Origin of the sequence: Rhodococcus tibetensis (assembly GCF_024438035.1) — a bacterium.
Lineage (GTDB): Bacteria > Actinomycetota > Actinomycetes > Mycobacteriales > Mycobacteriaceae > Rhodococcus_F > Rhodococcus_F tibetensis.
On the sequence record NZ_JANFQF010000012.1, the window covers coordinates 152987 to 176328 of the forward strand.

The 23342-nt window shown below is 65.6% G+C and carries 20 protein-coding genes and 3 pseudogenes; 7 read left to right on the top strand and 16 right to left on the bottom strand.

Annotated features, from left to right (window positions below):
- Positions 1-60 precede the first annotated feature (60 nt).
- On the top strand, positions 61-969 hold the full coding sequence (locus NOF53_RS16165) for an MSMEG_6728 family protein (protein WP_255970498.1): 909 nt from the start codon (positions 61-63) through the stop codon (positions 967-969).
- A 37-nt stretch (positions 970-1006) separates the two neighbouring features.
- On the opposite strand, the gene NOF53_RS16170 is transcribed toward NOF53_RS16165, so the two are convergent.
- Positions 1007-2104, bottom strand: coding sequence for a GIY-YIG nuclease family protein (locus tag NOF53_RS16170; RefSeq protein WP_255970499.1), 1098 nt, complete (start codon positions 2102-2104; stop codon positions 1007-1009).
- 292 nt (positions 2105-2396) lie between these two features.
- Here NOF53_RS16170 and NOF53_RS16175 point away from each other — a divergent pair, with 292 nt between their 5' ends.
- Entirely contained in the window at positions 2397-2873 is a 477-nt protein-coding gene (locus tag NOF53_RS16175) for a WKL family lipoprotein (protein ID WP_305086947.1), read from the top strand.
- Positions 2874-2906: 33 nt separating this feature from the next.
- Here the strand turns inward: NOF53_RS16175 and NOF53_RS16180 are convergent, their stop codons facing one another.
- From NOF53_RS16180 to dhaL, 5 genes are all read right to left on the bottom strand, one after another.
- Positions 2907-3197 (bottom strand): hypothetical protein, encoded by a 291-nt coding sequence (locus NOF53_RS16180; RefSeq protein WP_255970503.1) that lies wholly within the window; start codon positions 3195-3197, stop codon positions 2907-2909.
- 32 nt (positions 3198-3229) lie between these two features.
- Entirely contained in the window at positions 3230-7753 is a 4524-nt protein-coding gene (locus NOF53_RS16185; RefSeq protein ID WP_255970505.1) for a cation-translocating P-type ATPase, read from the bottom strand.
- 5 nt (positions 7754-7758) lie between these two features.
- On the bottom strand, positions 7759-8481 hold the full coding sequence (locus NOF53_RS28030; protein WP_255970507.1) for a TrbL/VirB6 family protein: 723 nt from the start codon (positions 8479-8481) through the stop codon (positions 7759-7761).
- 125 nt (positions 8482-8606) lie between these two features.
- Positions 8607-9401 carry a hypothetical protein gene (locus NOF53_RS16195; protein WP_255970509.1) on the bottom strand — a complete coding sequence of 265 codons (795 nt, stop codon included), beginning with the start codon at positions 9399-9401 and terminating at the stop codon, positions 8607-8609.
- A gap of 125 nt (positions 9402-9526) precedes the next feature.
- Entirely contained in the window at positions 9527-11260 is a 1734-nt protein-coding gene (gene dhaL, locus NOF53_RS16200) for a dihydroxyacetone kinase subunit DhaL (protein ID WP_255970511.1), read from the bottom strand.
- Between the two features lie 139 nt (positions 11261-11399).
- Here dhaL and NOF53_RS16205 point away from each other — a divergent pair, with 139 nt between their 5' ends.
- Together NOF53_RS16205 and NOF53_RS16210 are read left to right on the top strand one after the other, a co-directional pair.
- Positions 11400-11588: a hypothetical protein gene (locus tag NOF53_RS16205; protein WP_255970513.1), complete on the top strand. Its 189-nt coding sequence runs from the start codon at positions 11400-11402 to the stop codon at positions 11586-11588.
- Positions 11589-11738: 150 nt separating this feature from the next.
- Positions 11739-12035 carry an antibiotic biosynthesis monooxygenase family protein gene (locus NOF53_RS16210; RefSeq protein WP_255970515.1) on the top strand — a complete coding sequence of 99 codons (297 nt, stop codon included), beginning with the start codon at positions 11739-11741 and terminating at the stop codon, positions 12033-12035.
- A gap of 570 nt (positions 12036-12605) precedes the next feature.
- On the opposite strand, the gene NOF53_RS16215 is transcribed toward NOF53_RS16210, so the two are convergent.
- A complete protein-coding gene (locus tag NOF53_RS16215; protein WP_255970516.1) occupies positions 12606-13037 on the bottom strand; it encodes an SMI1/KNR4 family protein in 432 nt (143 codons plus the stop codon).
- A 938-nt stretch (positions 13038-13975) separates the two neighbouring features.
- On the bottom strand, positions 13976-14209 hold the full coding sequence (locus NOF53_RS16220) for a hypothetical protein (protein ID WP_255970518.1): 234 nt from the start codon (positions 14207-14209) through the stop codon (positions 13976-13978).
- 235 nt (positions 14210-14444) lie between these two features.
- Between NOF53_RS16220 and NOF53_RS16225 the strand changes: the two genes are divergently transcribed.
- A complete protein-coding gene (locus NOF53_RS16225; protein ID WP_255970520.1) occupies positions 14445-15194 on the top strand; it encodes a hypothetical protein in 750 nt (249 codons plus the stop codon).
- Between the two features lie 200 nt (positions 15195-15394).
- Here NOF53_RS16225 and NOF53_RS16230 read toward each other — a convergent pair.
- The 8 genes and pseudogenes from NOF53_RS16230 to NOF53_RS16260 form a co-directional block, all read right to left on the bottom strand.
- Positions 15395-16829 (bottom strand): annotated as a pseudogene (locus NOF53_RS16230) (IS1380 family transposase).
- 120 nt (positions 16830-16949) lie between these two features.
- The gene (locus tag NOF53_RS16235; RefSeq protein WP_255970522.1) at positions 16950-17519 is read right to left on the bottom strand and encodes an NADPH-dependent FMN reductase; all 570 of its coding nucleotides are present in this window, start codon (positions 17517-17519) and stop codon (positions 16950-16952) included.
- 46 nt (positions 17520-17565) lie between these two features.
- Positions 17566-17967 (bottom strand): hypothetical protein, encoded by a 402-nt coding sequence (locus NOF53_RS16240; protein WP_255970524.1) that lies wholly within the window; start codon positions 17965-17967, stop codon positions 17566-17568.
- Between the two features lie 5 nt (positions 17968-17972).
- On the bottom strand, positions 17973-18371 hold the full coding sequence (locus NOF53_RS16245) for a hypothetical protein (RefSeq protein WP_255970526.1): 399 nt from the start codon (positions 18369-18371) through the stop codon (positions 17973-17975).
- A 1214-nt stretch (positions 18372-19585) separates the two neighbouring features.
- Positions 19586-19751: pseudogene (locus NOF53_RS27950) on the bottom strand (LysR substrate-binding domain-containing protein); the annotation flags it as partial.
- Positions 19752-19790: 39 nt separating this feature from the next.
- A pseudogene (locus NOF53_RS27955) lies at positions 19791-19895 on the bottom strand (helix-turn-helix domain-containing protein); the annotation flags it as partial.
- Positions 19896-19921: 26 nt separating this feature from the next.
- Positions 19922-20599: a chymotrypsin family serine protease gene (locus NOF53_RS16255; protein WP_255970528.1), complete on the bottom strand. Its 678-nt coding sequence runs from the start codon at positions 20597-20599 to the stop codon at positions 19922-19924.
- A gap of 156 nt (positions 20600-20755) precedes the next feature.
- A complete protein-coding gene (locus NOF53_RS16260; RefSeq protein WP_255970589.1) occupies positions 20756-21355 on the bottom strand; it encodes a TetR/AcrR family transcriptional regulator in 600 nt (199 codons plus the stop codon).
- 80 nt (positions 21356-21435) lie between these two features.
- Between NOF53_RS16260 and NOF53_RS16265 the strand changes: the two genes are divergently transcribed.
- The gene (locus tag NOF53_RS16265; protein WP_255970530.1) at positions 21436-21855 is read left to right on the top strand and encodes a hypothetical protein; all 420 of its coding nucleotides are present in this window, start codon (positions 21436-21438) and stop codon (positions 21853-21855) included.
- Complete coding sequence (locus NOF53_RS16270) at positions 21852-23339, top strand: flavin-containing monooxygenase (RefSeq protein WP_255970532.1); 1488 nt, start codon at positions 21852-21854, stop codon at positions 23337-23339. Before NOF53_RS16265 ends, NOF53_RS16270 begins: the two co-directional genes overlap by 4 nt.
- Positions 23340-23342: the final 3 nt, after the last annotated feature.

A 23342-nucleotide genomic window follows, 5' to 3' on the forward strand; every position in this document is an offset into this window, starting at 1 on the left:
ACTGTGGAAGCCTGGTTCGAGAGGGGCCCGACGGCGCCACGGCCCCGGAAAGGTTCGCGGATGCAGACGTTCGTGCCCGACTCCGGCTTCGTCCGCAGTGCGAAGCTGCTCGACGACCGACGCCTCGGGAAGCAGCGCGTCGAGACGTTCCAGATCCTGCGGGCCCTCGTCTGGCCGTCATACGGCTGGAAGAATCATCCCGCGACGGCGATGTGGCGGGGTTTCACTCCCGCCCTGGTTGCCTACGGTGTCGCCATGTGCGGCGAGTGGGCCGCGCGTGGCCACACCGAGGCTCTCGCTCCGCAGCTCCTCGAGTACAGCGGTGGTCGTATCGACACCTTCACCGACCTCCGCGACCACGGGCTGCTACCCCCTTGGATGGGCAGAGCCGACGTGCACGCCAGCCATCGACGGGTCCTCGCAGAGAAGGCCCCGGACGTGTATCCCTCGCAGTGGCGCGGCGACGGCGGGTACGTGTGGCCGACCCCGGTGTATCCGCGGTGGCCGCTACGAAGCGCCGACCCGACCGAGGTGCTGACGCCGGTGCAGGCCGAAACCCTCGTCGAGGGCGCGGACAACTGGGATGTGCTCAGGCTCCTGCACCGCGGCGAATCCGTGTCGACGGAAACCGCGACGCCGTCGACGATCGTGGCAGCCAGTCTCGTGCGTCCCGGCCTGACCGCTGTAATCCTGGACGCCGACCCCGTCCCGGACGACGAGCAACCGGGTCCGGCTGCGGTGCAGGAGGTACTCAAAGCCCCCACCCCGTCCATCGCCCGTCAGCCGACACCGGAAGACCGGGAGGCGATGACGGCCGAAGCAGCAGATCCTCACCGACTCCGATTCTTCCGCCGCGGTCAACGGATTCCCGATCCCGATCGGTACGGATTGGTGATCACAGCTTCGGACACCACGCCGACCGAACTACACCGAGTACCCACTTTGGCGGTCGCGGCGGAACCGATGTGACGCAGGCGCGGTCACACCGGTTCCTACGCGACTCCCGTCAACGGCCGGGGCGAGCCTGCGTGAGGTGTGGCACCCACCCATGGGAGGGCCACTTCTTCAGATTGACCTTCGCGGGAACGATCCGCTTGTTCGCGAACTGCGCCTCGAGGTCGGGATCGACGTCGCCGGTGAACTTCCACAACGACGCGTCACCCGGCCGCGCGACTCCCGACCACGACTTCGCCCGGTAGGCGGCGCGAACGATGTTGTCGGCGAACACGATCACGGGAATGTTCTCGGTATTGCGGACAGCGGCACCCGCCGCCCACGGTCCCCGGGCGCGGTCGTAGACCTCCTCCGGTGTCGCTCCGCGCTCGGCGGCGCGCGGTACCTCGAGAAGCACGCAGGGTGTCGGCAGGTTGGGCACGGGCTCGGCCGCGTATTGCAGCACCAGGTCGTCGACGGGTACGGCGCGGTGCTCGCCGGCACCACCGGCGAGGTTGGTGAGTATGGATCCCTCCAGCAGACCCAGCGCTCCGATCAGCCCATCGCTGATGGCTTCGGCGACGTCACCGGTCGCGTTCAGGCGATGCGCCACGATGTAGTGCTCCACCTCGTGGCCGGAGTCGTAGATTTCCCGGATGCGGGCAATCGTGGCCGCCTCCACTTCGGCAGTGTCCTTCTCGGAGTCTTTGAGCGTCTGCCTGTGCTCGTCCACGGCCAACGCCTCCCACACGTAGCCGTAGACCCGGGTACCTCGCCCCTTGCCGACGTAGAACACCGACCGGTTCCGCGGGTCGAGCAGCGCATAGACGTAGGCGCCCAGCTCGTCACCCACCCTTTGCGGGAACGGTTCCGGTGCACGACGGGTCTGATAGACCTCCCGAAGGATCAGACGCAGCGCCGCCAGCTTCAACGCCACCGGCACACCGCCGTCGATTCCGTCGAAGAGCGCGGTGGCCGCACCCTGCACCGACGAATAGGTGTGCCCGATGTTCCGCTGCAGCGACTTCGTGACGTCAGAGAATTGAGCAAAGCGAACGAGGGGGTCGGGGGATGCGTTGTCCAGGTCGTTGGACGCGAGAAAGGCCTGGACCTCGGCGGAGTCGAGCCAGCGAGAAGTGATGTCGATCGGGATCGTCCAGACGGTAGCCATGTCCCCACCGTAAGGGAAAACCGCGGTGAACAAGTGCGGCCACGCTCTGGTGCTCACGCCTCTACGCCAGGGCACGAGACCTAGGATGTCGACCCTCGGGTGAGCGGGCGCCGCGAGCGGTGGAACAGTGGCGCGATCCGCGGGCAGCAAGAGTGGCAAAACTCTGAGAAAACGGCGGCTTCGACCGCGAAGGGGCCGGCGAACCTCCACACTCGATAAGGAGACCGTCCGTATCGAGAGCCCACAGTGAAGGGGTAAGCGAGTGTCGCTTCGAAGAATGACGGTGGCCGCAATGGCGATCGCCACAGCGCTGACCATGTCCGCGTGCGGTTCGGACGATCCGGCTCCGCCGAGTGGGACCACCACCACGGCGTCGGCAACGACGACACCCGAAACGTCGGCACCACTCGAACTCCCCACAGCTGCCGAACTCAACCAGTTGATGGAGCGGGGCCTGAATCCCGCAACTCCCGTGGAGGAGAAGATCGCGATGGTGGAAGGCTCCGAGCAGGACCCGAACCTGTTTTCTCAGGTGGCCGCGGCGGCACAGCAGTCCGGAGCACAGGTACAGGTTCTGGACCCCGTGATCGACAACGGTGACGGGAGTGCGAGCGCTCAGCTGCAGCTCACTATCAACGGACAGGTTCAGCAGAACAACCTTCCCGCGACCTTCGTACCGGGAGAGAACGGGACGTGGCGACTGTCGAAGGCGACGGCGTGCTCGATCGTGGCCATCGCGCAGCTCACCTCACCGGCGTGCCCGGCCTGATCGACCGTGCCCGGACTGATCGACTGGGGTCGCTCAGACCGATTCCAGGACCTCCCCGATCTCTTGAACGGCTCTGTTGTGCTGATCGGCGATCAGGATGTGCCCGGCTGCGATGGTCAATGCAACCGGCCATTCGATGATCTCGACGGCCGCGAGGAGGCCGATCGCTGCGAAGAACGCCAGCTGTTCGGGACGTGGCACAGGTACCCGCCCGAGTATCGGTAGCTGAACAGCGAAGCTGGATGCCTCCCGCACCCGTGCGACGGCGTCCCGCTGCGCATTCCGGCTCGGTGTTTCTTCGGCCCTCGGTGCCTCTTCGGCCATGGTTCGCCTCCCTTGTCCGTGCTGTTCACCTGTCAGTCACGTTGATCGAGGACTGTTACCGACGTGTTGATTTCTGCAGCCCGGACCGCCGTCGGTGTCGTCTCCTCCCCCGGCGAGTTCTGGACCGGAGCGGTGACACGAGTGCTCACTCCCCCGCTGCACGAGGTATACGCCGTGTTGGTCAGGGCGGGCATACTCGACATCGTCGACTGATCTCCCGCAAGCTTCGCCAGCACGCCCGGTGCAAATGCGGCTGCTGCGGTGGCGGCAGCGGCCGACCCCAGCGCCTGCGTCCACCCCACCGGACCGAGGGGTGTGCATCCGAGTAACTGGCTGACGCCGGGAGTGCTCACCAGCACCGTCAGAGCGGCGAGGGAACCACCGGCGGTGAGCACGACCAAGGGACTGCGCGAATCGATGAGCGTCTGACCGAGCTGCGTTCCGACCAATGCCACCAGCCCCACTGTGGAGGCGCGACGCTGCCTGCCCGTCAGGCTCGCCATCGTCCATGCCGTCGTCGCACCTGCTGCGGTCGCGGCGCCGCGGATGGCCACGGTGCGCCACAACGCTGCATTGTCGGGTCCGCGGCCCTCGCCGCGCGCCTGCTCGTTGGGCGGACTCACCGCGAGCGCCGCCGCCGGCAAGGCATCCGTCAGGACATTGACCAGGAGCAGTTGACGCGCGGTCAGCGGAGACCGTCCAGCGGCCGCACTACCGATCAGCGCGAACGCCACCTCACCGGCATTGCCGCCGAGGAGCACAGACACCCCCGCCTGGACGCGACGCCAGAGTTGACGTCCTTCGTCCAGGGCGTCGAGCAACGCGTCGACGCGGCCGTCGAGGAGAACCACATCGGCCGCACTGCGCGCCGGGTCGCTGCCGCGGGAACTGACACCGATGCCCACACTGGCCGCGCGGATGGCGGCCGCATCGTTGGCCCCGTCCCCGACCATGGCGCACACGTGTCCGGCACGCTCGAGGGTCTGCACCACCTGCACCTTGTTCTCCGGGGTCATCCGCGCGAAGACGAGGCACTTCTCGACCGCGGCCTCCTGACCGCGATGCGACAAGGTGTCCCAGTCGGCCCCACTGATCACCTGATCAGGCGATACTGCCAACCCCAATTCCTGCGCGATGGCGGTGGCTGTGACGGGATGGTCTCCGGTGAGCAGTCGCACCCCGACCTGCTGTCGTTCCAGTTCCGGCAGCAGCCCCGCAGCCTCCGGACGCGGTGTGTCAGCGATTCCCAGGAATCCGACCAGCTCGAGACCACTACTGCAGAGCTTTTCGAATACCGCACCGTCGTCGGCGGCGCGCCGGGACTGGAACGCGGTGACGGTGCGCCGCGCGACGGCGATCACCCGGAGCCCGTCGGCGGCCATCCCGAGGACCCGCGACTGAATCTCGTCGGCGTCGATGCCGGGGCACGCGGCCAGGACCGTCTCCGGTGCACCCTTCAAGCACAGGTGTGTCCCGGACAGTGCCGCCGAATACGGACGCCCCGATCGAAACGGAAGGTAGGACCACTCCCCGTCGTCTCCGCGGTCGAGGCCCTCGGCAGCCTCCGCGATGGCGACGTCGGTGGCATGGTCCGCCGGACGCCCGTCGGGCGTCACAGCACTACGCGCCGCGCAGATCAGCACCTCGTCGTGCTCTTCGGCGGGCTCGGGCGCAACTCTGATGACGCGAAGACGGTTCTCGCTCAACGTCCCTGTCTTGTCGAAGCACACGATGTCGACGCGACCGAGCGCTTCCACCGAACGCGGGGCTCGCACAAGAGCATTCGACTTGGTCAACCGGCGAGCAGCCGCCTGCTGCGCGAGAGTGGCGACCAACGGCAGTCCCTCGGGAACCGCCGCGACTGCGACCGCGACACCGCTGGTGACCGCCTGACGCAATCCCATCCCGCGGAGGAAGCCGACGGCGGTGACCAGGGCACCACCCCCGACGCTGACCGGCAGCACACGGTCGGTGAGGCTGCGCAGTTGCGCTTGCAGGCCGACGTGCGACGCGCCCGTGGGACCGATCGCCCCGGCTCGTCCCGCCTCCGTCGCCTCCCCCACTGCCGTGACGACCGCCGTCGCCGTCCCGGTGAGAACTGTGCTTCCTCCGAACACCATGCAGGCGCGCTCACTCAGCGGTGCACCGGGCGTCGCCGACGTCTCCTTGGTCACGGGCAGGGACTCCCCGGTCAGAGAGGACTCGTCGACCTCGACCCCGGACGCCTCGATCAATCGGCCGTCCGCGGGTACAACCTCGCCGGGACCGATCTCGATCACGTCCCCGATCCGCAACCGCGAGGCCTCCACGCGCTCGCTGACTCGCTTCTGCGGGGATCCGCTGACCCGATGCGCGGGCGGGTCACCCGCAGCGAGGAGTCGACCCAGCAGGCGTTCTGCATGCAGTCGTTGCACGGCCGACAAGGCCGCGTTACCGGTCAGCACGGACCCGACGAGTACGGCGTCGATCGGTGAACCCAGCAGAGCGCTCGCCGCCGAGCCGGTGGCGAGAATGGGCGTCAGCGGATCCGACAGTTCCGTGCGCATCGCGCGGCCGAAGTCCCAGGCGAGCCCGAGCGGCCAGGCCGCGAGACTGCCGGCCCATTCGAACGGTGCCAGCGCCCAGTCGACCGCACGGGGCCGGGCACCGATGTCGCCGTCACCTTCCTGAGCAGGGAGTAGACGACGCACCTCCTCGACGGGCATCTCATGCCAGGCGTGCACGGGGGCAGACGGCGGAACGGACGCCTTCAGCACGCGTCGTGCCAGCGAGTGTCCCGTCCACAGTCCGGCTGCCGCGCCGGCGGTGATCGGTCCCGGCCCCCGGCCGCGTACGCCGGGAAGCATCAGGAGTGCGCCGAGTGTCGATGCGGCCGTGGCGATCTCCACGCCGCGCCGGCTAGCGGTCCGGGCTTCGGGCAGCGCTCGGAGTATCCGCCATACACCGGCGAGATCGTCGACGAACACGTCCGCGGGCCACGGCGGGGCCGTATCGTCCGCCAGAACTCCGATACCCACGTCAGCGGCAGCCAGCGCACGGGGTGCGCCCGCCGCCACCACCGCTACCGTCGCACCCTCGGCCTGCAGGCGAACAACCGCGTCACGAAGATCGGAATCGGGTGAACCCCGGAACTGGCCTGCGCCACTGCTCGGATGCAGATCGTCGAAGGCGGAACGGAGACTGCCTAGGGACTCTGTATCCACCGAGACCACCTCGACTCCGGAGCTGCGGGCCTGGGTCAGCACCGCTGCCGCGAGCGGGTGATGAGCCGGGGTGACGAACACGGCGGCGTCTTCGTGCTCGGCTGCAGCGGCCAGATCACCCGGCAGATGGGCCAGTAAGTGCCAACCCGGTCCGAGTTCGTCGTGTTCTACGGCCGATCGCGCGGCTTCCCATACCCTGGTGCGATCGGCGTCGCGCACTCCACGAATGCGACTGACGCGAAGCTCCACTGTCTGCAGAATCGACGGATCGATCACGACCGTGTCCACCCGGTCGAGGCTTCGGAGCGCGCCGGGGCGCAACGTCAGCACATCGTGGCGGTCCGCCAGACCACGTCCCAACGTGGCCGCGAAGGTTTCACGCGCAGTACGCGTCGCTTTCGGAGCCGCAACCAGCACGGCGTCCCCGGCGCCTGCCGCGCTGCGCGTCGCGACGCCGACGGCGGTCGCGCCGACCAGTTGCGCCAGGGCCGCGCGGTCGGCATGCCGTTCCACGGGACCGGACGTGCGGTCGGGTGGTTGCTGATGATGTGACGCGTGGTCCGCGGCGCCTTGCGCCAGCTCGGGCTCACGGCGGTGCCAGGCCTGGCGCGAAGACCACGCTTCGGCGGTCAGCGCAGACCGCAGCCCCACGTCTACTGCCAGGGACGACGGCGCCTGGCGAATGACATCACTGAGCGCTTGAGCTGTGGCCAGGACGAGCTCGGCCGCATCCGACCCCAACCGTTCCTCGACGATCTTGCGCAGCCGCGGCTGGTAGTTCACGGCAGTGACCACCGTGGTCACTGCCGCACCGGGCAGCTGGGGAATGCGGAGGGCACGCCCCGCGGCGGCCGCAGCCAGGCCGGTGGTGACTGCCACCAGGGCAAGGCAGCTCTCGGCGAGCGTCACATCGTCGCCCGGCAGTTCCGACGGGTGATCCCGACCGTCTCCCGTCCGCGCGCGACTCTCGGCCGCGGACACGATGGCACTCAGTTCTGGGACCGACGGTCCGTCGTCGCCGTGGGACACGATCAGCCGGGACAACGTGCGGTTGAGCTGCACGCTCCGAACCCCGGTGGTGGCGCGGAGCGCCTCGAGCACTTCGGCGGCCACGTCGTCGCCGCCAGGACCGTCGAGCCCGCGGACCTCCATCCATACCCGGCCACGCCCTGCACTGGTGCGTCGTGCCGGTGTTCCGCCCAGGGCCTCGGCGGCGATCGACGTCGCGACCCTAGCGGTGGTGGTCATCAGATCAACCGCCACAGCGCCGCTGTGCGTCGCGACGCCCAGCCCGAAGCCGACGCTGCGCACAGGGACGGACGCGGCGACGGCGAGATATCGGCCCAGTCCCACGTCGCCTACTTCGCGCGCGTCGATCGTGAAGTCGACCGTGTACGCGTCGCTTTCGAAGCCGACGGCTCGGCCTTCGACGACTTCGCGGGCGGTGACGCCTTCGCCGGAGTCTTACGGGATATCGCGTTCGCCGCCGGGGCAGCTTTCTTGGCCGAGGCTTTCTTGGCGGCAGCCGGCGTGTTCACCGGCGCCTTCTTCGCCGAGCCCGGCGCCTTGGCCGGAGCCTTCTCGGCGGGCGCCCTCCCTGTCCCCTGCGCCGGCGCGGCGCCGGGAGACGGCGCAAGGACCGACGTCGCAGCAGTGCTGGAGACCGGCGCCATGTTCAGGGTAGGAGTAGCAGCGTTCGACGCGGGAGCAGCGTCCGACGCCGGCGTGTTCCGCGGCGGCGAGGATGTGACGGATCCCGAACTGCTGCGAACGCGCGCACGGGCGGCGTTGATCTGCCGCAGCGCCAGCGCCGTTCCGCCGACGGCGACCACCACCGGCCACTCGACGAGACCCACCGCACCGACAGCCGCGATCGTCGCCACCGCCGTCGACGTCGAATGACTGCCGCTGTCGAATCCGCTTCGTGCCCCACTCGCGGCGCCGCGCACAGCCCCGGTCGCGATGCCACGCAGACCGCCGACAACGCTACCGATCGCGGCGCCGCCCACCGCACCGACAGCACTTGTCGTGGCGGTCGCAACGCCGGTCACGGCGCGAACAGTGCCGTCGACGATGTCCATGTCGAACTCCCCTCGGCTGTGGCCACACACCACCGCGACGCGGCGGCATCCACACTGCGTACCCACCCCAGGGTATTCTCAATCCCGCACACCGGCGAGCAGATTGCCCAAAGCCTGGCGCACCCTCAGATGCTGTTCTGCCTCAAGTCGATTCGCTCGCCCTGCTCGGTGCGCCAGAAACTCCATCCGTCGTGCGTCTCCATGTCACCGCTGATGTGACTGGCAACCGCACTGGCCGCGGTGGTCGGATCGGGAAAGCGGCGGCCCTGCATCGGACCGCGCATGATTTCGAGGCTGTGCGTCTTTGAGTCGAAGCGCCCCACCAACCGGTACCCTTCGAAGTCGGCGACCACCTCGAGTCGGGTATCGATCTCTTCGTCCGGCAGTGCGGCCGCTTTGGCCGGCTTCTTCCGGGCGTTCGACCGCGCCAGAGCGTCGGCGTGCAGCGTCTCCGCGGTTTTGGCCCGCTGCGCGTCGCTGTATCGGCTCGGGTCCTTCTCCCCCGACAGTCCGAGCAGATCCCAACGTCCGCGACCGTGCGCGACACGACTCAGCGGAATCGCGTGGTGCCCGGTTCGCGTGCGACCGGGCGTGTCCATCATCCACAGGTCCACCTCGGCGCGGATGTCGTCGGCGACCTCGGCGGAGGGCACCACGAAGAACTCATGGGGCGAGCTCGCCAGGTCGACGAACACCCAGAACTGCGAGCCCGTGTCATCGTCGTCGAGCGACTCGTCCTGCTTACGTGCCTGCCAGTCGCCGCTGAGCTTGGACCGAACCCGCACGATGCGACTCTGACCGTCATCACCCCACACCTGAACGGGATTGCGCCGCGAATGGGTGAGCCGAACTGCCTTGCCGCCCCGCTCTGTGACGTCGGCAATGAAAGCCTGGATTCCCCGGCTGGCGGTGTCTTCCACTTGTGTACGTGTCCATCCGTGATGCTGCGTCCCGTACGCAGGTGGAGAGAGGTGTGGCGACGGGTTTGCACAGCACGACTCGGCGTTCTTCCCTCACCATACGTGCAACTACCCGCCCAGCGGTATCACCCGAGCGTGCGAGCCGCTTCCCGCGCCTCGACGAAAAACCACGACGACACCAGCGCGCCGGGATCGACGATGCCGCGTGACGCCTCGCCGACGTAACTGGCCCGGCCGCGGCTCGCCGTGATGCCCGCGGTAGCTTCGGCCCCCCGCGTCGCGGCGTCGGCTGCGTCGGCGAGCCCGTCGAGTAAGCCCCCGCCGGTGTCGACGGCCGATTCGAGCGCGACGACGGCGGGCTCGATGGCGTCGATCATCGTCTTGTCGCCACGCTGCGCGCCGCCGAGTTCACGGATGGTGTCGAGACCTTGCCGCGCCGCTGTCGTGACGGCCTCGAGGTCGAGTCCGCCCCCGCTGTCGGTGGCGGCGCGGTAGAACTGGCGGAACCAGATGCCGAACAGCGCTCCGGACGTGCCGCCCGCGTGAGAAAGATAGGCGTCGGACAACGACTCGAAGATGGTCGCCGGTGAGTAGGTGCCACGGATCTTGTCGACGTCCACGTGGTCGAGGGCGGCAACCATGTTGGTGCCGAAGTCGCCGTCACCGGCACGGCGATCGAGGTCGGTGAGGTTCGGCTCTTCGGCCAACACCCTTTCCACGAAGGTGCCGATCCATCGGCCGACAGCCGCCCGGCCCAGCGAGTCGGGGGTATCGGCGACATCGGCTGCACCTTCGCGGGAGGCCACCGCCGAACGGAACCCGGTGTCGGAAACGGCGGCGATACCGGCGAATTCACCTGTCGGCGCGTTGGGCCAGCCCGGCGCGGCGGTCGGTGCGTCCCACAACTCCAGGAGTTCGTCGTCACAGCGCACCAGCGTGATCGAGGCGCCCTCCATGTCGAGGGCGGTGACGAAGCTGCCGACCAGCGAACGGCGGAGCACCACATCTTTCTCGGCGAGGTAGTCCACGAGCTCCCCGAACAGCAGGTGCAGTTCCAGCGCAGGCGTGCCTCCGAGACCGTTCACTATCGCGATCACCGGGTCCCCGCTCTTCAGATCGAGCGCGGCGATCACGGGGTCGGCGAGACGGCGCACCAGCTTCGCCGCGGGCATGGAATCGGTGCGTTCGGTGCCCCGCTCACCGTGAATGCCGATACCTATCTCGATCTGCCCGTCCGGGAGGTCGAAGGATGGGGCATCCGCACCGGGGACGGTGCACGGGCGCAACGCGACGGCCATACTGCGGGAGTTCCGCGCTGTCCGTCGCCCGAGCTCGGCAACGGTGCCGAGATCGTCGCCGCGTTCCGCCGAAGCGCCACAGATCTTCTCGACGGCAATGGTGGCGGCCGTGCCCCGTCGCCCGGGACCACCGGCGCGGTCGGATGCGACATCGTCGTCGACGAGGACGTGTTCCACGGCGATACCGTCCTCTTCGGCCATGTCGCCGGCGATCCGGAAGTTGAGCACGTCACCGGTGTAGTTCTTCACGATGTGCACCACCCCACCGCCTGCCTCGACGGCTTTGGTGGCAGCCCGCACCTGGAGCGCATTGGGTGAACTGAACACCAGGCCCGGGCAGGCACCGGTCAGCATGCCGCGGCCGACGAACCCGGCGTGAAGCGGTTCGTGTCCCGACCCGCCACCCGACAGGAGTGCCACCTGACCGGTCGGCAACGGTTGCCGCCGGGTGAGGTATCCCGGTTCCGGATGCCACTCGAGGTCGTCGGTGGCGGCGACGGTCCCGCGGAGCGCGTCGACGACGAAGGACTTGGGCGAGTTCAGAAAATGTGCATGCGCCATGCTCTCAGACTAAGCATCCACAGGAGGTTGCCGCGAAGCGATGGAGCGTTCTCGGCCTGTCACGGCGGCGGAGGCAACGGCGAGCGCTTCCTCGAGCTCCCGCCGGCCGCATTGCGATCCGAGCAGCATCGCGAGCCGCGTGAAGAAACCCTCTGACGAATGCCTGGCTCTCGGACGCACCGAGTGCCTGCGCGAGCGCACCGTCACCGTCGTCGAGCACTGCCAGATCGGTCGCGGGTTGAGCCTTTCCGAACTGGACCGGAGCGCACAGCTTCAAGTCCCACCAACAGACATAGCGGTCACCCGCAGCCGTGAACAGGCTCGGTAATTCACCCGGAGATCGTCACGCCCGCAACGCCGGTGGAGGTCAGTAATCACTATCGACAGACAGAACACGAGACACCCGACGCAGGCTGCCCCGGCACTGCACTGTGTCGCACTGTGGGCGGGCGCTAGCGCCGGTCTGCATACTGTGCAAATGATCCTGGAGCATGCAGTGCTGCAAGTAGCCCACGCGAGGGCAACGGAATTCGAATCCACATTCGGGCAGGCAAAGTCGATCATCTCGTCGATGCCCGGATTTCTGCGACTGCGATTGTCACGCGGCCTCGAGCGACCCAACATCTACATACTGCTGGTCGAATGGGAAGAACTCGAGGACCACACCCACGGCTTCCGCCAATCGAGTGAATACCAGAAATGGAGGAACCTGCTGCACCACTTCTACGATCCCTTCCCACTCGTCGAGCACTTCACTCCCGTCCACGACGCGTAAGGCCGCACACGGAAGGCGTAGTTACCGGGAAGCGGATACCAGCAAGGCGTAGTAGATCGACATCTGGTGACTGCGAGGAGAACGATCACTGCAAACGTCGGTAGCCACGACCCGCGCCTCGGCAGGGCGGGGTGTAGTACGGGACCACCACCAGTGCGCCGGCAAACATCGGGCTCTGAGACCGGCTTGCCGGCAAACGGTTCGCTTGGGTGCATTTCCAACCTCCCTACAGACGATCATGCATGCTCTCCCCTCACTCTCGGCGGGAACTTCTGAACCGGTCATCTGATGCAATACCGGTCTCAATGGCCCCATAGTCGCTGGTGGCGCGACTGTTAGTACTGCGGCGTCACCACGGGTTGTTCACTCTGTCCTTGGCGATATCAATATTGGCCTGAATCTCTTTGAAACTTCCATGCTTTGTCCAATCGCCGCTGCCGAATTCGTAGACGGGTGCTGTTGCTCGGTTCGCGTCGTTTCGGGAACCTGTCGTCACGATGAAGTACGCCTCTTCGGGGCCGCCGATGGCGATCAGGTCATCGAAGGAACCGACGCCGAGATCCTTCGGTGTCAGCTCGGCGCTATCGAGCCAGATGGAAGGTTTCGCTTCTTGGGAGAATCCTGAGCGATGTCGTCGAGTGCGTAGAGGCTGTCGCCTCCGCAGTAGAACCGCCACCCGTTGACGTGGTGCAGCCATTCCTTATACTGCACATCGAATTTCATCCCGAGCCGGCTTTCGGCGGCGATAATGTCCGCGTCCGTTGCCGGGGGTCCGGGCGTGGTCAGCATCCAGGCGTCGTCGTGCCCCTTATCTTTCTGTCGTTCGTATTCCGCCTGCTGCTCGTGCTCCAGCGTTTCGATGGCGGTGCTCCACCAGTCCGTTTCGCCCGCTCCGGTCGACGGAGATTGCGAACACGCCCCGGCGACAACGAGTACCGTCAGGGGCGCGAAGGTGTTTCTCAGGTGCCGCATATGTGGCCTCCGGGCAAGAATCGACTTCATATAACGGGCCGTTCGATGATTAATCACGTTGCATCAGGTCCCAAGATACGTGGGAGGCGTGCTGAGACCCGGTGACGGGAATCCGGGGGACGGTGAACACTGATTCGCAGCGTCATAGTCGCCTGGAACGAATGCCAAGACACGGTAGCCCTGAGAATACGACGTGCCCTGGCCACCGATGGCAGAGTTGAGTCCCGCGTCCATCGGAAGCCACGACACCGGGTCGGATTGCCGGGTGGCGGTCCTGTCCATTGGGTATCAGGAACGTGACCAGCAACGAGCCCGCCTTCGTACTTTCCGGGGTTCGCGGATTTCTCGCGGCCGATAGCCGCCTTGGCGCTTCACCGAGCGCACCGCCGGTGGATGTCTTCTGTGCCGGACCACCCGGGCCATTTGTGTAAGCATTCGCGCCGGCGATATACGCCGCGCGCTGAGCCACGATGTCGGGCGTGACGGGCGCTCCTTGCTTTTGTAGCAGACGGCGACAAGCCCCTCGCAATCCTTGGACCTGTCCGTTTTGTCGGAGCAATCTCGACGTTGCCGCGTGAGGAATCGGTCCCGGTATGCTTGGTACCACTCGTCTTTGAACTCGGACCAGACTTCTTGTTTGATCTGATCTTTCGTCCCGAACGCGCCGCGGTTGAGCGTGTTGACGCGGTCTATGACCTTCTGGACAAGTATCGGATCGGAGCCCTCGCCTTCGAGCGGGCCGCCGACTCGGTGACGACTTCGTGAATCTCTTCACGGCTCATGACAGTGCACCCGAGTGAACATCCCGTCTCATGGAGAGGGCGCGTGATCGGCTCAAGCCCGCCGCTGGGCGGCGGACCGCCGTCGGATGAGCCAGCGCCGGGGAGATGCTGTGGAGCCGGAACCGGCTGCCCCGGCAATACCGGCGGCACATGGCCCGGAACGGCCATGGGGCCGTTGAGGTTTGGTTAAACGGTGAGTGGTGAGTTCGCATCGGGATTGGTTTCGGTGACCAACCCCTCGCCCGAGTCGGCACCGGGATCGGCCGGATCAGCCGGATCGAACGGCTCGTCTTCCGGCTCCGGACCCGGGTCATAGCAGGTGTACGGCACCGGAGGCGGCGGCACCGGTCCCGGATCACCGGGATGCGCGGACAGCCATAACGACTCCCACGCATCGTTGTCTATCCCCCTCGTGAACACGTGATCGAGGGGCGGGCACGCCGGAAGTGATGCCCCACGACCCCCCGCACGGCTTGGGGAGCGGTAACAGACAACTTTCACCAAACGCGCGGCCACTGTGACAGGTCACCGCGAACACGAGGCTGACATTGGCGCAAAGAACAGTGGCTAAGGTCGAGGTCGGAGAGGCTATTTCACGCGCATACTTCGGGGGCAGGCGCCGTCGCACGACGAAAGATCAGAAGGGTGTGGCTTTGTGACCACAGACCAAGAAGTTGCACAGCTCCTGTCGACGCGGAATCCGTTCCACGATCTCGAACCGATCAACGTCGACCAGTTGAGCGACGACGAGGCCGGCACCATCCCCCGGTGGTGGAGCGATACGCAAACCTCGAGCAATCCCGTCGACGTCGCGATCCGGGCATGGGAGGACGCGGTCCCCGGGGGACTTCCGCGCACCACACCGATCATCCGCGACGCCGCACCAACTATCAGACTTTGCCGGGCGACCCGCTACGGAGAAGTCCGGACCGAGATCGTCTTGGCCTACATCTTCGGCGAATCGGACTCGTCGTATTATGCGGTTGGGTATGGGCTGGCGCCGTTGGCGCAGAAGGAACTTCCGTTATTCGCTGCCGGGGTCGAACCAGGACTCGAACGCTTCTATACGACCGTGCAGAACGGATTCTTCAACGAAGACTTCATCGGTCTGATGCCAGCACAGGACATGCCGCGGATTTCGAACTTCGGGGAGGCAGCCGATTTCAAGTACGTCGCCCAATCGCGGGACCCGGTGACCAACGAACTACGAGATTTCGTGAAGATCCCGGAATCTGAACTACCCGACATCGACCACATCTCCGACAACGCAGTGACACTGGATATACGCGACGACACCGGGCGTGTGTGGGAAATGTGGCACGGAGGCCTCGAACGAGTCGACAGCACAATCTGGGATGCGATCGACAAGTGGGTGGCACGCCTGTTCGGCATCGACGACCACTGACAGCTGTTCTCACCTCTATCTGACCGGCACATGCGATCGGTGCGGCCTACTAAACCTAAATCCACCGATCGACTGATGTATTCGTGCTGAGTTTCGTTGTGCGGCAGCGAGGAGGTTACGGGCGTGGGTGATCGTCCGACCTGCGTGTCGGAGTGTTCCACTGGGGCTTTCGCGTCGAGGGCGGGCAGGTGTCGCGGGTGTTAGACGATGATCGGGTGATTTCGGCCGAATGTTCTGTCGAACAGGGTGTTCCACGCTGTTTCCCACGGCCAGTCGGTCGGTAGGTGCAGCGTCAACCGTCGGGCCGAAGAGGCGATGTGCGCGGGGACCGACACAATGGTGCGGCGGAGGGTGCCGGTAGTCGCTTTCGTCAGCTTCGGGTCAGCCGTGAGGCTGCCGGCGGCACGGGTCAGGTTGAATGCCATCACCGCGCAGACGAGCCAGGCGGCGTTCGCCGAAAACGAGTTCGACGGCAGATGGGCGAGTGCGGAGTTCTTCAGGTCCGCGTGCACCTGCTCGATGACGGCGTGCTGACGGTGGGTCTTGTCGGCGGCGACGGTATCGACCTCGTCGGGGTCGGTGGTAGTGAAGAAGGCGTGGAACCGCCAGATGTCGAACAACGTGCCCTGGTCCTGGTCTTTCTTCGGTCGCAGGTCGGGGATGCGGCGCACCACCAGCCGCCCGGGGATCTGGTGGGCTTTCTTCTGCGAGGTGAACGCGGTGAACGGTATCTCGGCGACCTCCGCCCGCGAGATCCAGGTGTCGGTGCCCTCGTCGTAGACGGCGTCGGTGTATTCGATCGGCGTCCACGCGGACTCGTCGGCGTCGATGGATGCGATCGCCCGCTTGATGGTGGAGGTCAGGCGCACGGTGACCGACACATCGGCGCCGGCACGAATCGCGGCACTGATGGTGGGATGGCCGTAGAAGGCGGAGTCGCCGCGGACCAGAACCTTCGGCGCGCCGTCCCCGCTGGTTCCTGCAGCCTGGGTGCGCAGCCGGTCTACGGTGGCCAGGGCGTCGGAGACCATCCGGGCGGCGCCGCGTGCGGAGCCGCAGGCTCCGCGGCGCAGGCGTTGGGTGAGGATCACCGGCGCCGCGGTCTCCGTGGTGACGGTGGTGAGCAGTGCGTTCAGCCCGCGGATCCCGGAGTAGCCGTAGCCGGAGCCTTGTTTGCCGTGGCCGTGGACCTCGATGATCGCAAAAGTCGATATCGACCATGATTCGCCCGGTGTCGATTCCACCGACCAGGGGCGTTCGGTCGGCGAGAGCGCTCAGGAACCTCGAGGCGACGGCGTCGAGTTGCCGCACGTGTCCGAAGGTGAATTCGCGGAGGAACGATCCCAGCGTGGACGGTGCGTACGGGCGGTCGAAGACGGTTCCCATCGCGCCGTGCCGCAGGATCGCCAGGTCGGCGATGCTGTCGGCGCCGGCGACCATCCCGCCGATCAGGGACCCGATCTTGCGGCCGGCATGGGATCCTTTGTCGGTCGGCACGCTCAGGTGCTGATCGGCGAGGGTGAGCAGGCCGCTCGCCTGGGCCAATGCCATCACCGGGACCAGTCCCGCGGTCGCCATCAGATTCGGATCGTCGAACCTGGCCGCGGCGACGGGGCGCGTGTGAGATAGTTGCATCCGCGAGATGCCCTTCCGCGTGGCTGAATCTGACCCTAGAGAAGTCTTATTCTTCCACTACGACAGGGCATTTCGCCTCTATAACACTCTCAGCCGCTCATACCAATCGGTGCATCCAGGCTAAACTTCATCCCTAGGAGTCGCCGGTGACCCCGCGACGAGCACACGTTGGCTCAGTGCCACAAGGGTGCCGACGATGCCCTCGCGAACCGCGACATCAGTGATGATGCCACCGCTGTCGATCATGGTGGGTATCACCGGCAGGTGGACACACCCTTCCTCGACGATCGCGGCACCGGTGTAGTTCAGTACCAATCGCAGCGACGCGTGGGCATTGGCCGCGTTCGTCGCGTTGGCGGAAACGTTGATCCACGCTGTGGGCTTGTCACCGATCTCGATACCGCCCACAGTCCAATCGAGCAGATTCTTGAACGAGCCGGGCAGTGCCCCCGCGTATTCCGGAGTGCAGATGAGCAACGCAGCCGCGCTGTCGATTTGCTTGCGTAGGTCGACCACCGCCTCCGGCAACGGATCGTGGTCGTCATCCGGGTTGAAGTGTGGCAGGTCTCCTATTCCCAGGTATGGCACGCCGCGGAAGCCAGCGGGAATCAGGGTTTCCGCCGTGCGCAGGAGCGCCGAGTTGCTTGATCTGCCGCGCAGGCTCCCCGAAACCAGCAAGATGTCCGACATAGTTCACTCCTTTCAGATTGACTGCAGTGGGTGGCGCATCGAACTGTTACTCGACGTCGATTGTTGCCGACTCGTGCAGGTCCTTCGTCCGGACGAGGGCGTAGGCGATCAGCGAACCGACACCACAAACCAACGCACACACGATCATCACCGAGATGAAGGCATTTGAGAACACGCTCTGCGCGGCAGCCTCGATCTGTTGACCGGCGACGCCCGGCACAACAGCACTCAGCTCGTTACCCGCACCGGCCGCATTGGCATGCCGAGCAGAAGGGCCACCACGGATTGCGGACAGAGCACCGTCCGCGACGGAACCTGCCGCGCAACATCGACCCTTCTGGTTGTGCCGACCTCGGTTGCAGTTCAGGGTCGATAGCCGCCGCGCCGAGCCTTCACCGCGCGGCAACAGTCCACACACCGGGGTTCCGTGCTCATGTGGAACTCCCACCAGGGCTAGGTACTGTGCGCTGTGCGCGACCGGGCATCAACCATCGACAGCAGGTAGGCGCGTGCATCGGGTGGACACAGCGACTCGGGGACGCACGCCGCGCGACCCAAGCCACCACGAATGTAGAGATACACCAATCCATGGATGACCTCAATCTTGGCAATCGAGCCGTGCCCGATGACTATCTGGGCATTGGGATCTTCCAGGAGCATCCCGAAGGAGTTGAAGCCGCTGGCCCACCGGGCTCCCGCCCGCACCGTCATCCGATTCACGCGCAAAATCAGAACGAATACAGCCAGGGGAAACCCCACAACAATGACCGCAAAGAGTATGGCCAGTTCATCTTCACCGCTCCACACGGCCACCACCAGTGCCACCACCACGAACGCGAAGTAGACCATCACTATCGGACGCCGAAAAACACGCCACAGAGCAACCCAGGTAAACCGACTCAAATCTCCGCGTTGGGCAGTCCATGTGTACTGCACGGCGGGCACAGAAGCATCATTGTCGGGGTGCAAGGGTATTGCCTCTCTGTTGTGTTTGATCAGGGTCGCGTGCAGGACCCTGGCATACCGATATCCAGCGATGCCGCCAAAAACGACAAGGGTGCCCGGGTCAGCGACCCTATGGGCGACACGCAGGCGGGTGATCGAGTGCGGGTGGGAATCGGATGTGTCGGCGCGGTCCTGCGCTGCCCGTCGGCGCTGGCCTGCTGAGTAGATATGAACCGTTACTTCTGTGAGAACACACGAAAGTGTGACCGCGCTGAACGGGTCCACGGTGTGGACACGTCGACTGCGAGAATTTCTCAGCCCGAGATGCCGCAGTCGACGAGTCAGGTGCCAAGGATTCGCGTCCTACGAGGAACGCGACCAGCACGATAGCTGCGACTGCAATGACCAACACTGCAATAAGCGCAATGACAAGAGGCCGGCGAGAGAAGTGCCGATCGGGCGGCTCGAATGACATGCGAAGATCTTTCCACGCGAGACCGCGCATCGCGCTATCTCATCGAGCGCACGCAAAAAATCACAGAATGCAACTCGGCCCGCACTTCCTCGACCTGATTACCTCGAAGGTCGGCGCATACCAAGACCGCGTCACAACCGGAACAGCCGAACCCTTGTCGGCTCCAACCCTCACCACCAGTGGTACTCGTCCCGTCGGCGGCTGAATCGTCGGCGTTGCTTCGTCCCAATCGTGAATCGGTGCAAGGTCATCAACGTTGACAGAGCCGTTGCGCTCGAGTCTCGTCGACATACGAGCATCTCTTTCCCACCCCGTTGAAACTCATAGGAGATCGGGACAGTCGACGTCGCGAACCCATGGGGGTCAATGGGAAGACCCGTACCTCGCCGCGGGTCACACGCATCAGTTCGGTGAGGTACATGAAGTGCGAGTCGGCATCGAGGCGATCGGCACAGGAGAAACACCAGGTGCGACGAGAGCACAAGGTCGAACTACTCATCGGCGAACGGTAGGTCCGCCAAGTATACGTGGACGGAAGAGTTGATGACCGGCCAATCGTGTCCTCCGGCTCGCCACACTACGCCGGCATGCCGACTCGACGAGAACATCGCACGGCAGCGCCCCCTGCGAGTCATTTCGCCTGCGTCCGCGCCCTCGAGTTCGCCGCCCTCGAGCTCGGTGCGGAGCCGGTTCTGCGTGTCTTCCCGGAACTCGACCGAACCCCTCGGGTATCGGGCTGTGAAGGCATAGAGCATGGCGGGAAGGATCGTCGGCCCCAGCGCCGGGTAACACCCCACCGCAATGGGACCCGACGGCGCACGCACCGCTGGGCTTTCAGCGCCTGCGACAGGGTGCAACCGCTCGGCAGCACCACTGATGGTGCCCGTTTCGGCGACCGCCACGAAGGCCGCCAGTTGGCGCATCGTGTACGCGGGAACGTTGTCGGTCCGGGGCATGAACGAACGGTAACGTGCGCCGCCGGTCAGCGGACAGGTCTGAAGCCTGCGCCGAAGCTCTGCCGCGCATCGATGTCCGCGAGGATGGGACCGATCTTCCCGTAGATGAACGGCGCCTCCGGGACGGCGTCGAGCCCGGCGCTGATCCCGACGAGCTTGTCGCCCACAACGAGAGGCCCACCCGAATCACCCGGACCCATGAGCGCCCAGTTCTGCAGGTGAATTCCCGCGATCGCCGCGATGGCCCCGCACGTCTTGCCGGTGGTGGGCCCGTATTTGCAGGCGACATTCCAGGGCGAGGCGTCACCGACCGTATTGACGACGACATCGCTGCCCTCGCCGTACCTACTCGGTGCGACGACCGCCGGATTCAGCTCGAGCACCGCGTAATCCACCGCATCGAAAGTGCCGGCGGGATTTGCCGACCAGATGTCGGTCTCCCACCCGATCGGCCCGCGATCCGCCTCCCCGATCTTGTAGATCGGGGTGCCTGCCTGCTGGTGGCAGTGCCCGATCGTCAGTGCGACGAGACGGCCTGCATCGTCATTCCCGACGGCCGCGATGGTGCAGAAACCCTCGACCTCGGGGTTCGTCGTATATACGGTGCCCGGTCCGACGTGGATGCCTGGCTCGGCTTGCGCTGCAGGCGCACTCACAAAGGCGAGAGCGAGCAGCCCGGTGAAGAGGAGAAACACTTTCTTCATGGTCACGTCCTGTCCACCCGCCGACCCGTCGTGCCCGAAGCCTTTGCCGCCACAGCCTAACCGATTTCGCGCCGGACGGCTCGTCGATCGGTCGCGAGCACCCTTGCAAGGCAAGCCGTTCGAAGCGGTCACATAGTGCTGGGGGCATTCTTGCACTCACATCGGGGAGCTCGTGGCCAGCAACACCCGCAGACTGTCTGTGACGACGCGTGCGGAGATCGTGGGATCGATCGCGCGTTGAATGCCCAGTCCCACGCCGAGACCGAGGATGCTGCTTGCCGCGTCCTCGGCCGGAATCGACAGCGTCATGCCGAGCGACTCGGTAAACGACGTCAAGAGGCTCACCGCGATGCCACGCGCTGCGCCGAGCGTGACGGTGAGAGCCTCGCGTAGCTCCGGATCGTGGCGGGAGAGCACGATCAGCTCGAACTCGAGCATCGTCCATCCCACGTCACCGAGCGTGTCCTCCGCCCAGGACTGAAACGCTTCGAGCCGCTCCTCCATGGTGTCGCCGTGGCCGAGCGCGACCGCGATCTCGGCACCCTTCGTCGCGTGGATCAGACCGAGAACTTCGAGGCACAACTCCTTCTTGTTCTTGAAGTTGGAGTAGACCGCGCCTTTCGAGTAGCCAGCCGCGTCGGCGACCTTCTCGAGGGAAGTTCCCGCGTAGCCGTCGGCCAGAAAAAGGTCTCGCGCCGTCGACACGAGGTGTGCACGCGTCTGCGCCTGACTCTCCGACCTGGTCAAACGACCCATGTGCACCCCTTCTTCAACGACCATCGAGATTATCCCACTTTCATATACCGTCGGTATCTGAAATCTGCTAGATTCTGAGTATGACTCCCAGTGACACACATCTGCGCCGCGGATTGGTGATCGGCTGCGGCGGCACACTCGGCGCAGCCTGGACGGTGGCCGCTCTCGTCGCCGTGAGCGACGTGCTGGGCTGGGCCTGGGCGGTCGCTCATCCCGCCACGTGGCTGGTGAGCATGGATTACGACACCGGTGAGCGCGTCGCGTTCGGCTCGATCCAAGCTCCGCATCGAACGCCGCCTGCTCAACTGGATGAGCGCCGGACTGGATGCCGAGATCGCGCAGTTGGAAGAAGCGGGCACCCGGGTGATCCGACTCGATGCCACTGCCGAAGACCTGGTCGTATGGGCGCCAATTTCATGGATACCCGGCGTCGGCTCGCAACACTCGAGCACTCGCTCGTCAGCACCCGAACTCAACTCGCGAAGGAAGTGCGCGCATGACGCATTACGACATCCTCATTATCGGCGCAGGCATATCCGGGATCGGAGCGGCGATCCGTCTGAAGCAGAGCGGCATCGATAATTTCGCGATTCTCGAGAAGGGTGACGCGCTTGGCGGCACCTGGCGTGACAACACCTACCCGGGCTGCGCGTGTGACGTACCGTCCGCTCTGTACTCCTACTCCTTTGCACCCAACCGCGAATGGTCTCGGCTGTTCGCCGGGCAAGAGGAGATTCGTCGCTACATCGAACGGACGGCCGACCGCCACGACATTCCCGGACACGTGCAGTTCGGCACGGAGGTAGAGCGAGCTCAGTGGAACGAGGACACACGGCGATGGACGGTCGCCACCACCGCCGGAACTGTGACGTCCGACGCGATCATCGCGGCAGCGGGACCGTGGAACGAGCCCCTGGTGCCCGACGTCCCCGGGCTCGACACCTTCAACGGTGAGGTCTTCCATTCCTCCCGCTGGAACCACGGCTTCGACCTCACCGGTCGACGCGTCGCCGTCGTCGGAACCGGGGCATCCGCGGTGCAGTTCGTACCCGCGATCGCGCCCCAGGTGGCGGAACTGCATCTCTATCAGCGCACTGCGCAGTGGGTTCTGCCCAAACCCGACGTCGCACTGCGCGGCGTCGAGCGCACGATCCTGCGACGGGTTCCCGGCGCGATACGGGCGCTACGGCGGGTCGAGTACGCCATCATGGAGTCGCTGGGACTCGGATTCCGGCACCCCTGGATCCTGAAGGTAGTACAGCAGATCGGCAAGGCGCAGTTGCTGATCCAGGTGCGCGATCACGAGCTCCGCAAGTCCCTGACACCCGACTACACGCTCGGCTGCAAGCGCCTGCTGATGTCGAACACCTACTACCCGGCGCTGACCCGGCCGAACGTGGAGGTGCACGCCAACGCCGTCGCTTCGGTGCGCGGAAACGTGGTGGTGGGCACCGACGGCGAAAAACGGGAGGTGGACGCCATAGTTTTCGGCACCGGCTTCCACATCCTCGACATGCCGATCGGGGCGCGGGTCTTCGATGGCGAGGGCCGCAGCCTCGACGACCACTGGAAGGGTAGCCCGCAGGCGTATCTGGGCACCACCGTCGCCGGCTTCCCCAACGCCTTCGTCCTGCTGGGACCCGCACTGGGTACCGGCCACACCTCGGCGTTCATGATCCTCGAGGCGCAGCTCGATTACGTGATGCAGGCGCTCACGCATGCCCGCAGCAATGGCTGGAGTCGGTGGGAACCGCGCCGAGAGGTGCAGGACGCCTTCAATGCGCAGGTGCAGGAAGCTCTGGCCACCACCGTCTACAACGCCGGTGGGTGTCAGAGTTACTTCCTGGACGTCAACGGACGCAACAGCTTCAACTGGCCCTGGTCGACCGACCGGATGCGCCGCCGCCTCGGCCGGTTCGACGAATCCGCATACACCGTTTCCACCCACCACCGCACCGGCCTCGTCACCTCGCCGCCCGAATGAGAA

What these genes read in the sequence shown, in the direction of transcription:
- NOF53_RS16270 (WP_255970532.1), top strand. Translation starts at nt 21,852, where the DNA reads ATGACGCATTACGACATCCTCATTATCGGCGCAGGCATATCCGGGATC.
- NOF53_RS16180 (WP_255970503.1), bottom strand. Translation starts at nt 3,197, where the DNA reads ATGGCCGAAGAGGCACCGAGGGCCGAAGAAACACCGAGCCGGAATGCG.
- dhaL (WP_255970511.1), bottom strand. Translation starts at nt 11,260, where the DNA reads ATGGCGCATGCACATTTTCTGAACTCGCCCAAGTCCTTCGTCGTCGAC.
- NOF53_RS16255 (WP_255970528.1), bottom strand. Translation starts at nt 20,599, where the DNA reads ATGAAGAAAGTGTTTCTCCTCTTCACCGGGCTGCTCGCTCTCGCCTTT.
- NOF53_RS16210 (WP_255970515.1), top strand. Translation starts at nt 11,739, where the DNA reads ATGATCCTGGAGCATGCAGTGCTGCAAGTAGCCCACGCGAGGGCAACG.
- NOF53_RS16260 (WP_255970589.1), bottom strand. Translation starts at nt 21,355, where the DNA reads ATGGGTCGTTTGACCAGGTCGGAGAGTCAGGCGCAGACGCGTGCACAC.
- NOF53_RS16175 (WP_305086947.1), top strand. Translation starts at nt 2,397, where the DNA reads ATGGCGATCGCCACAGCGCTGACCATGTCCGCGTGCGGTTCGGACGAT.
- NOF53_RS16215 (WP_255970516.1), bottom strand. Translation starts at nt 13,037, where the DNA reads ATGAAGTCGATTCTTGCCCGGAGGCCACATATGCGGCACCTGAGAAAC.
- NOF53_RS16265 (WP_255970530.1), top strand. Translation starts at nt 21,436, where the DNA reads ATGACTCCCAGTGACACACATCTGCGCCGCGGATTGGTGATCGGCTGC.
- NOF53_RS16165 (WP_255970498.1), top strand. Translation starts at nt 61, where the DNA reads ATGCAGACGTTCGTGCCCGACTCCGGCTTCGTCCGCAGTGCGAAGCTG.
- NOF53_RS16235 (WP_255970522.1), bottom strand. Translation starts at nt 17,519, where the DNA reads ATGTCGGACATCTTGCTGGTTTCGGGGAGCCTGCGCGGCAGATCAAGC.
- NOF53_RS28030 (WP_255970507.1), bottom strand. Translation starts at nt 8,481, where the DNA reads ATGGACATCGTCGACGGCACTGTTCGCGCCGTGACCGGCGTTGCGACC.
- NOF53_RS16170 (WP_255970499.1), bottom strand. Translation starts at nt 2,104, where the DNA reads ATGGCTACCGTCTGGACGATCCCGATCGACATCACTTCTCGCTGGCTC.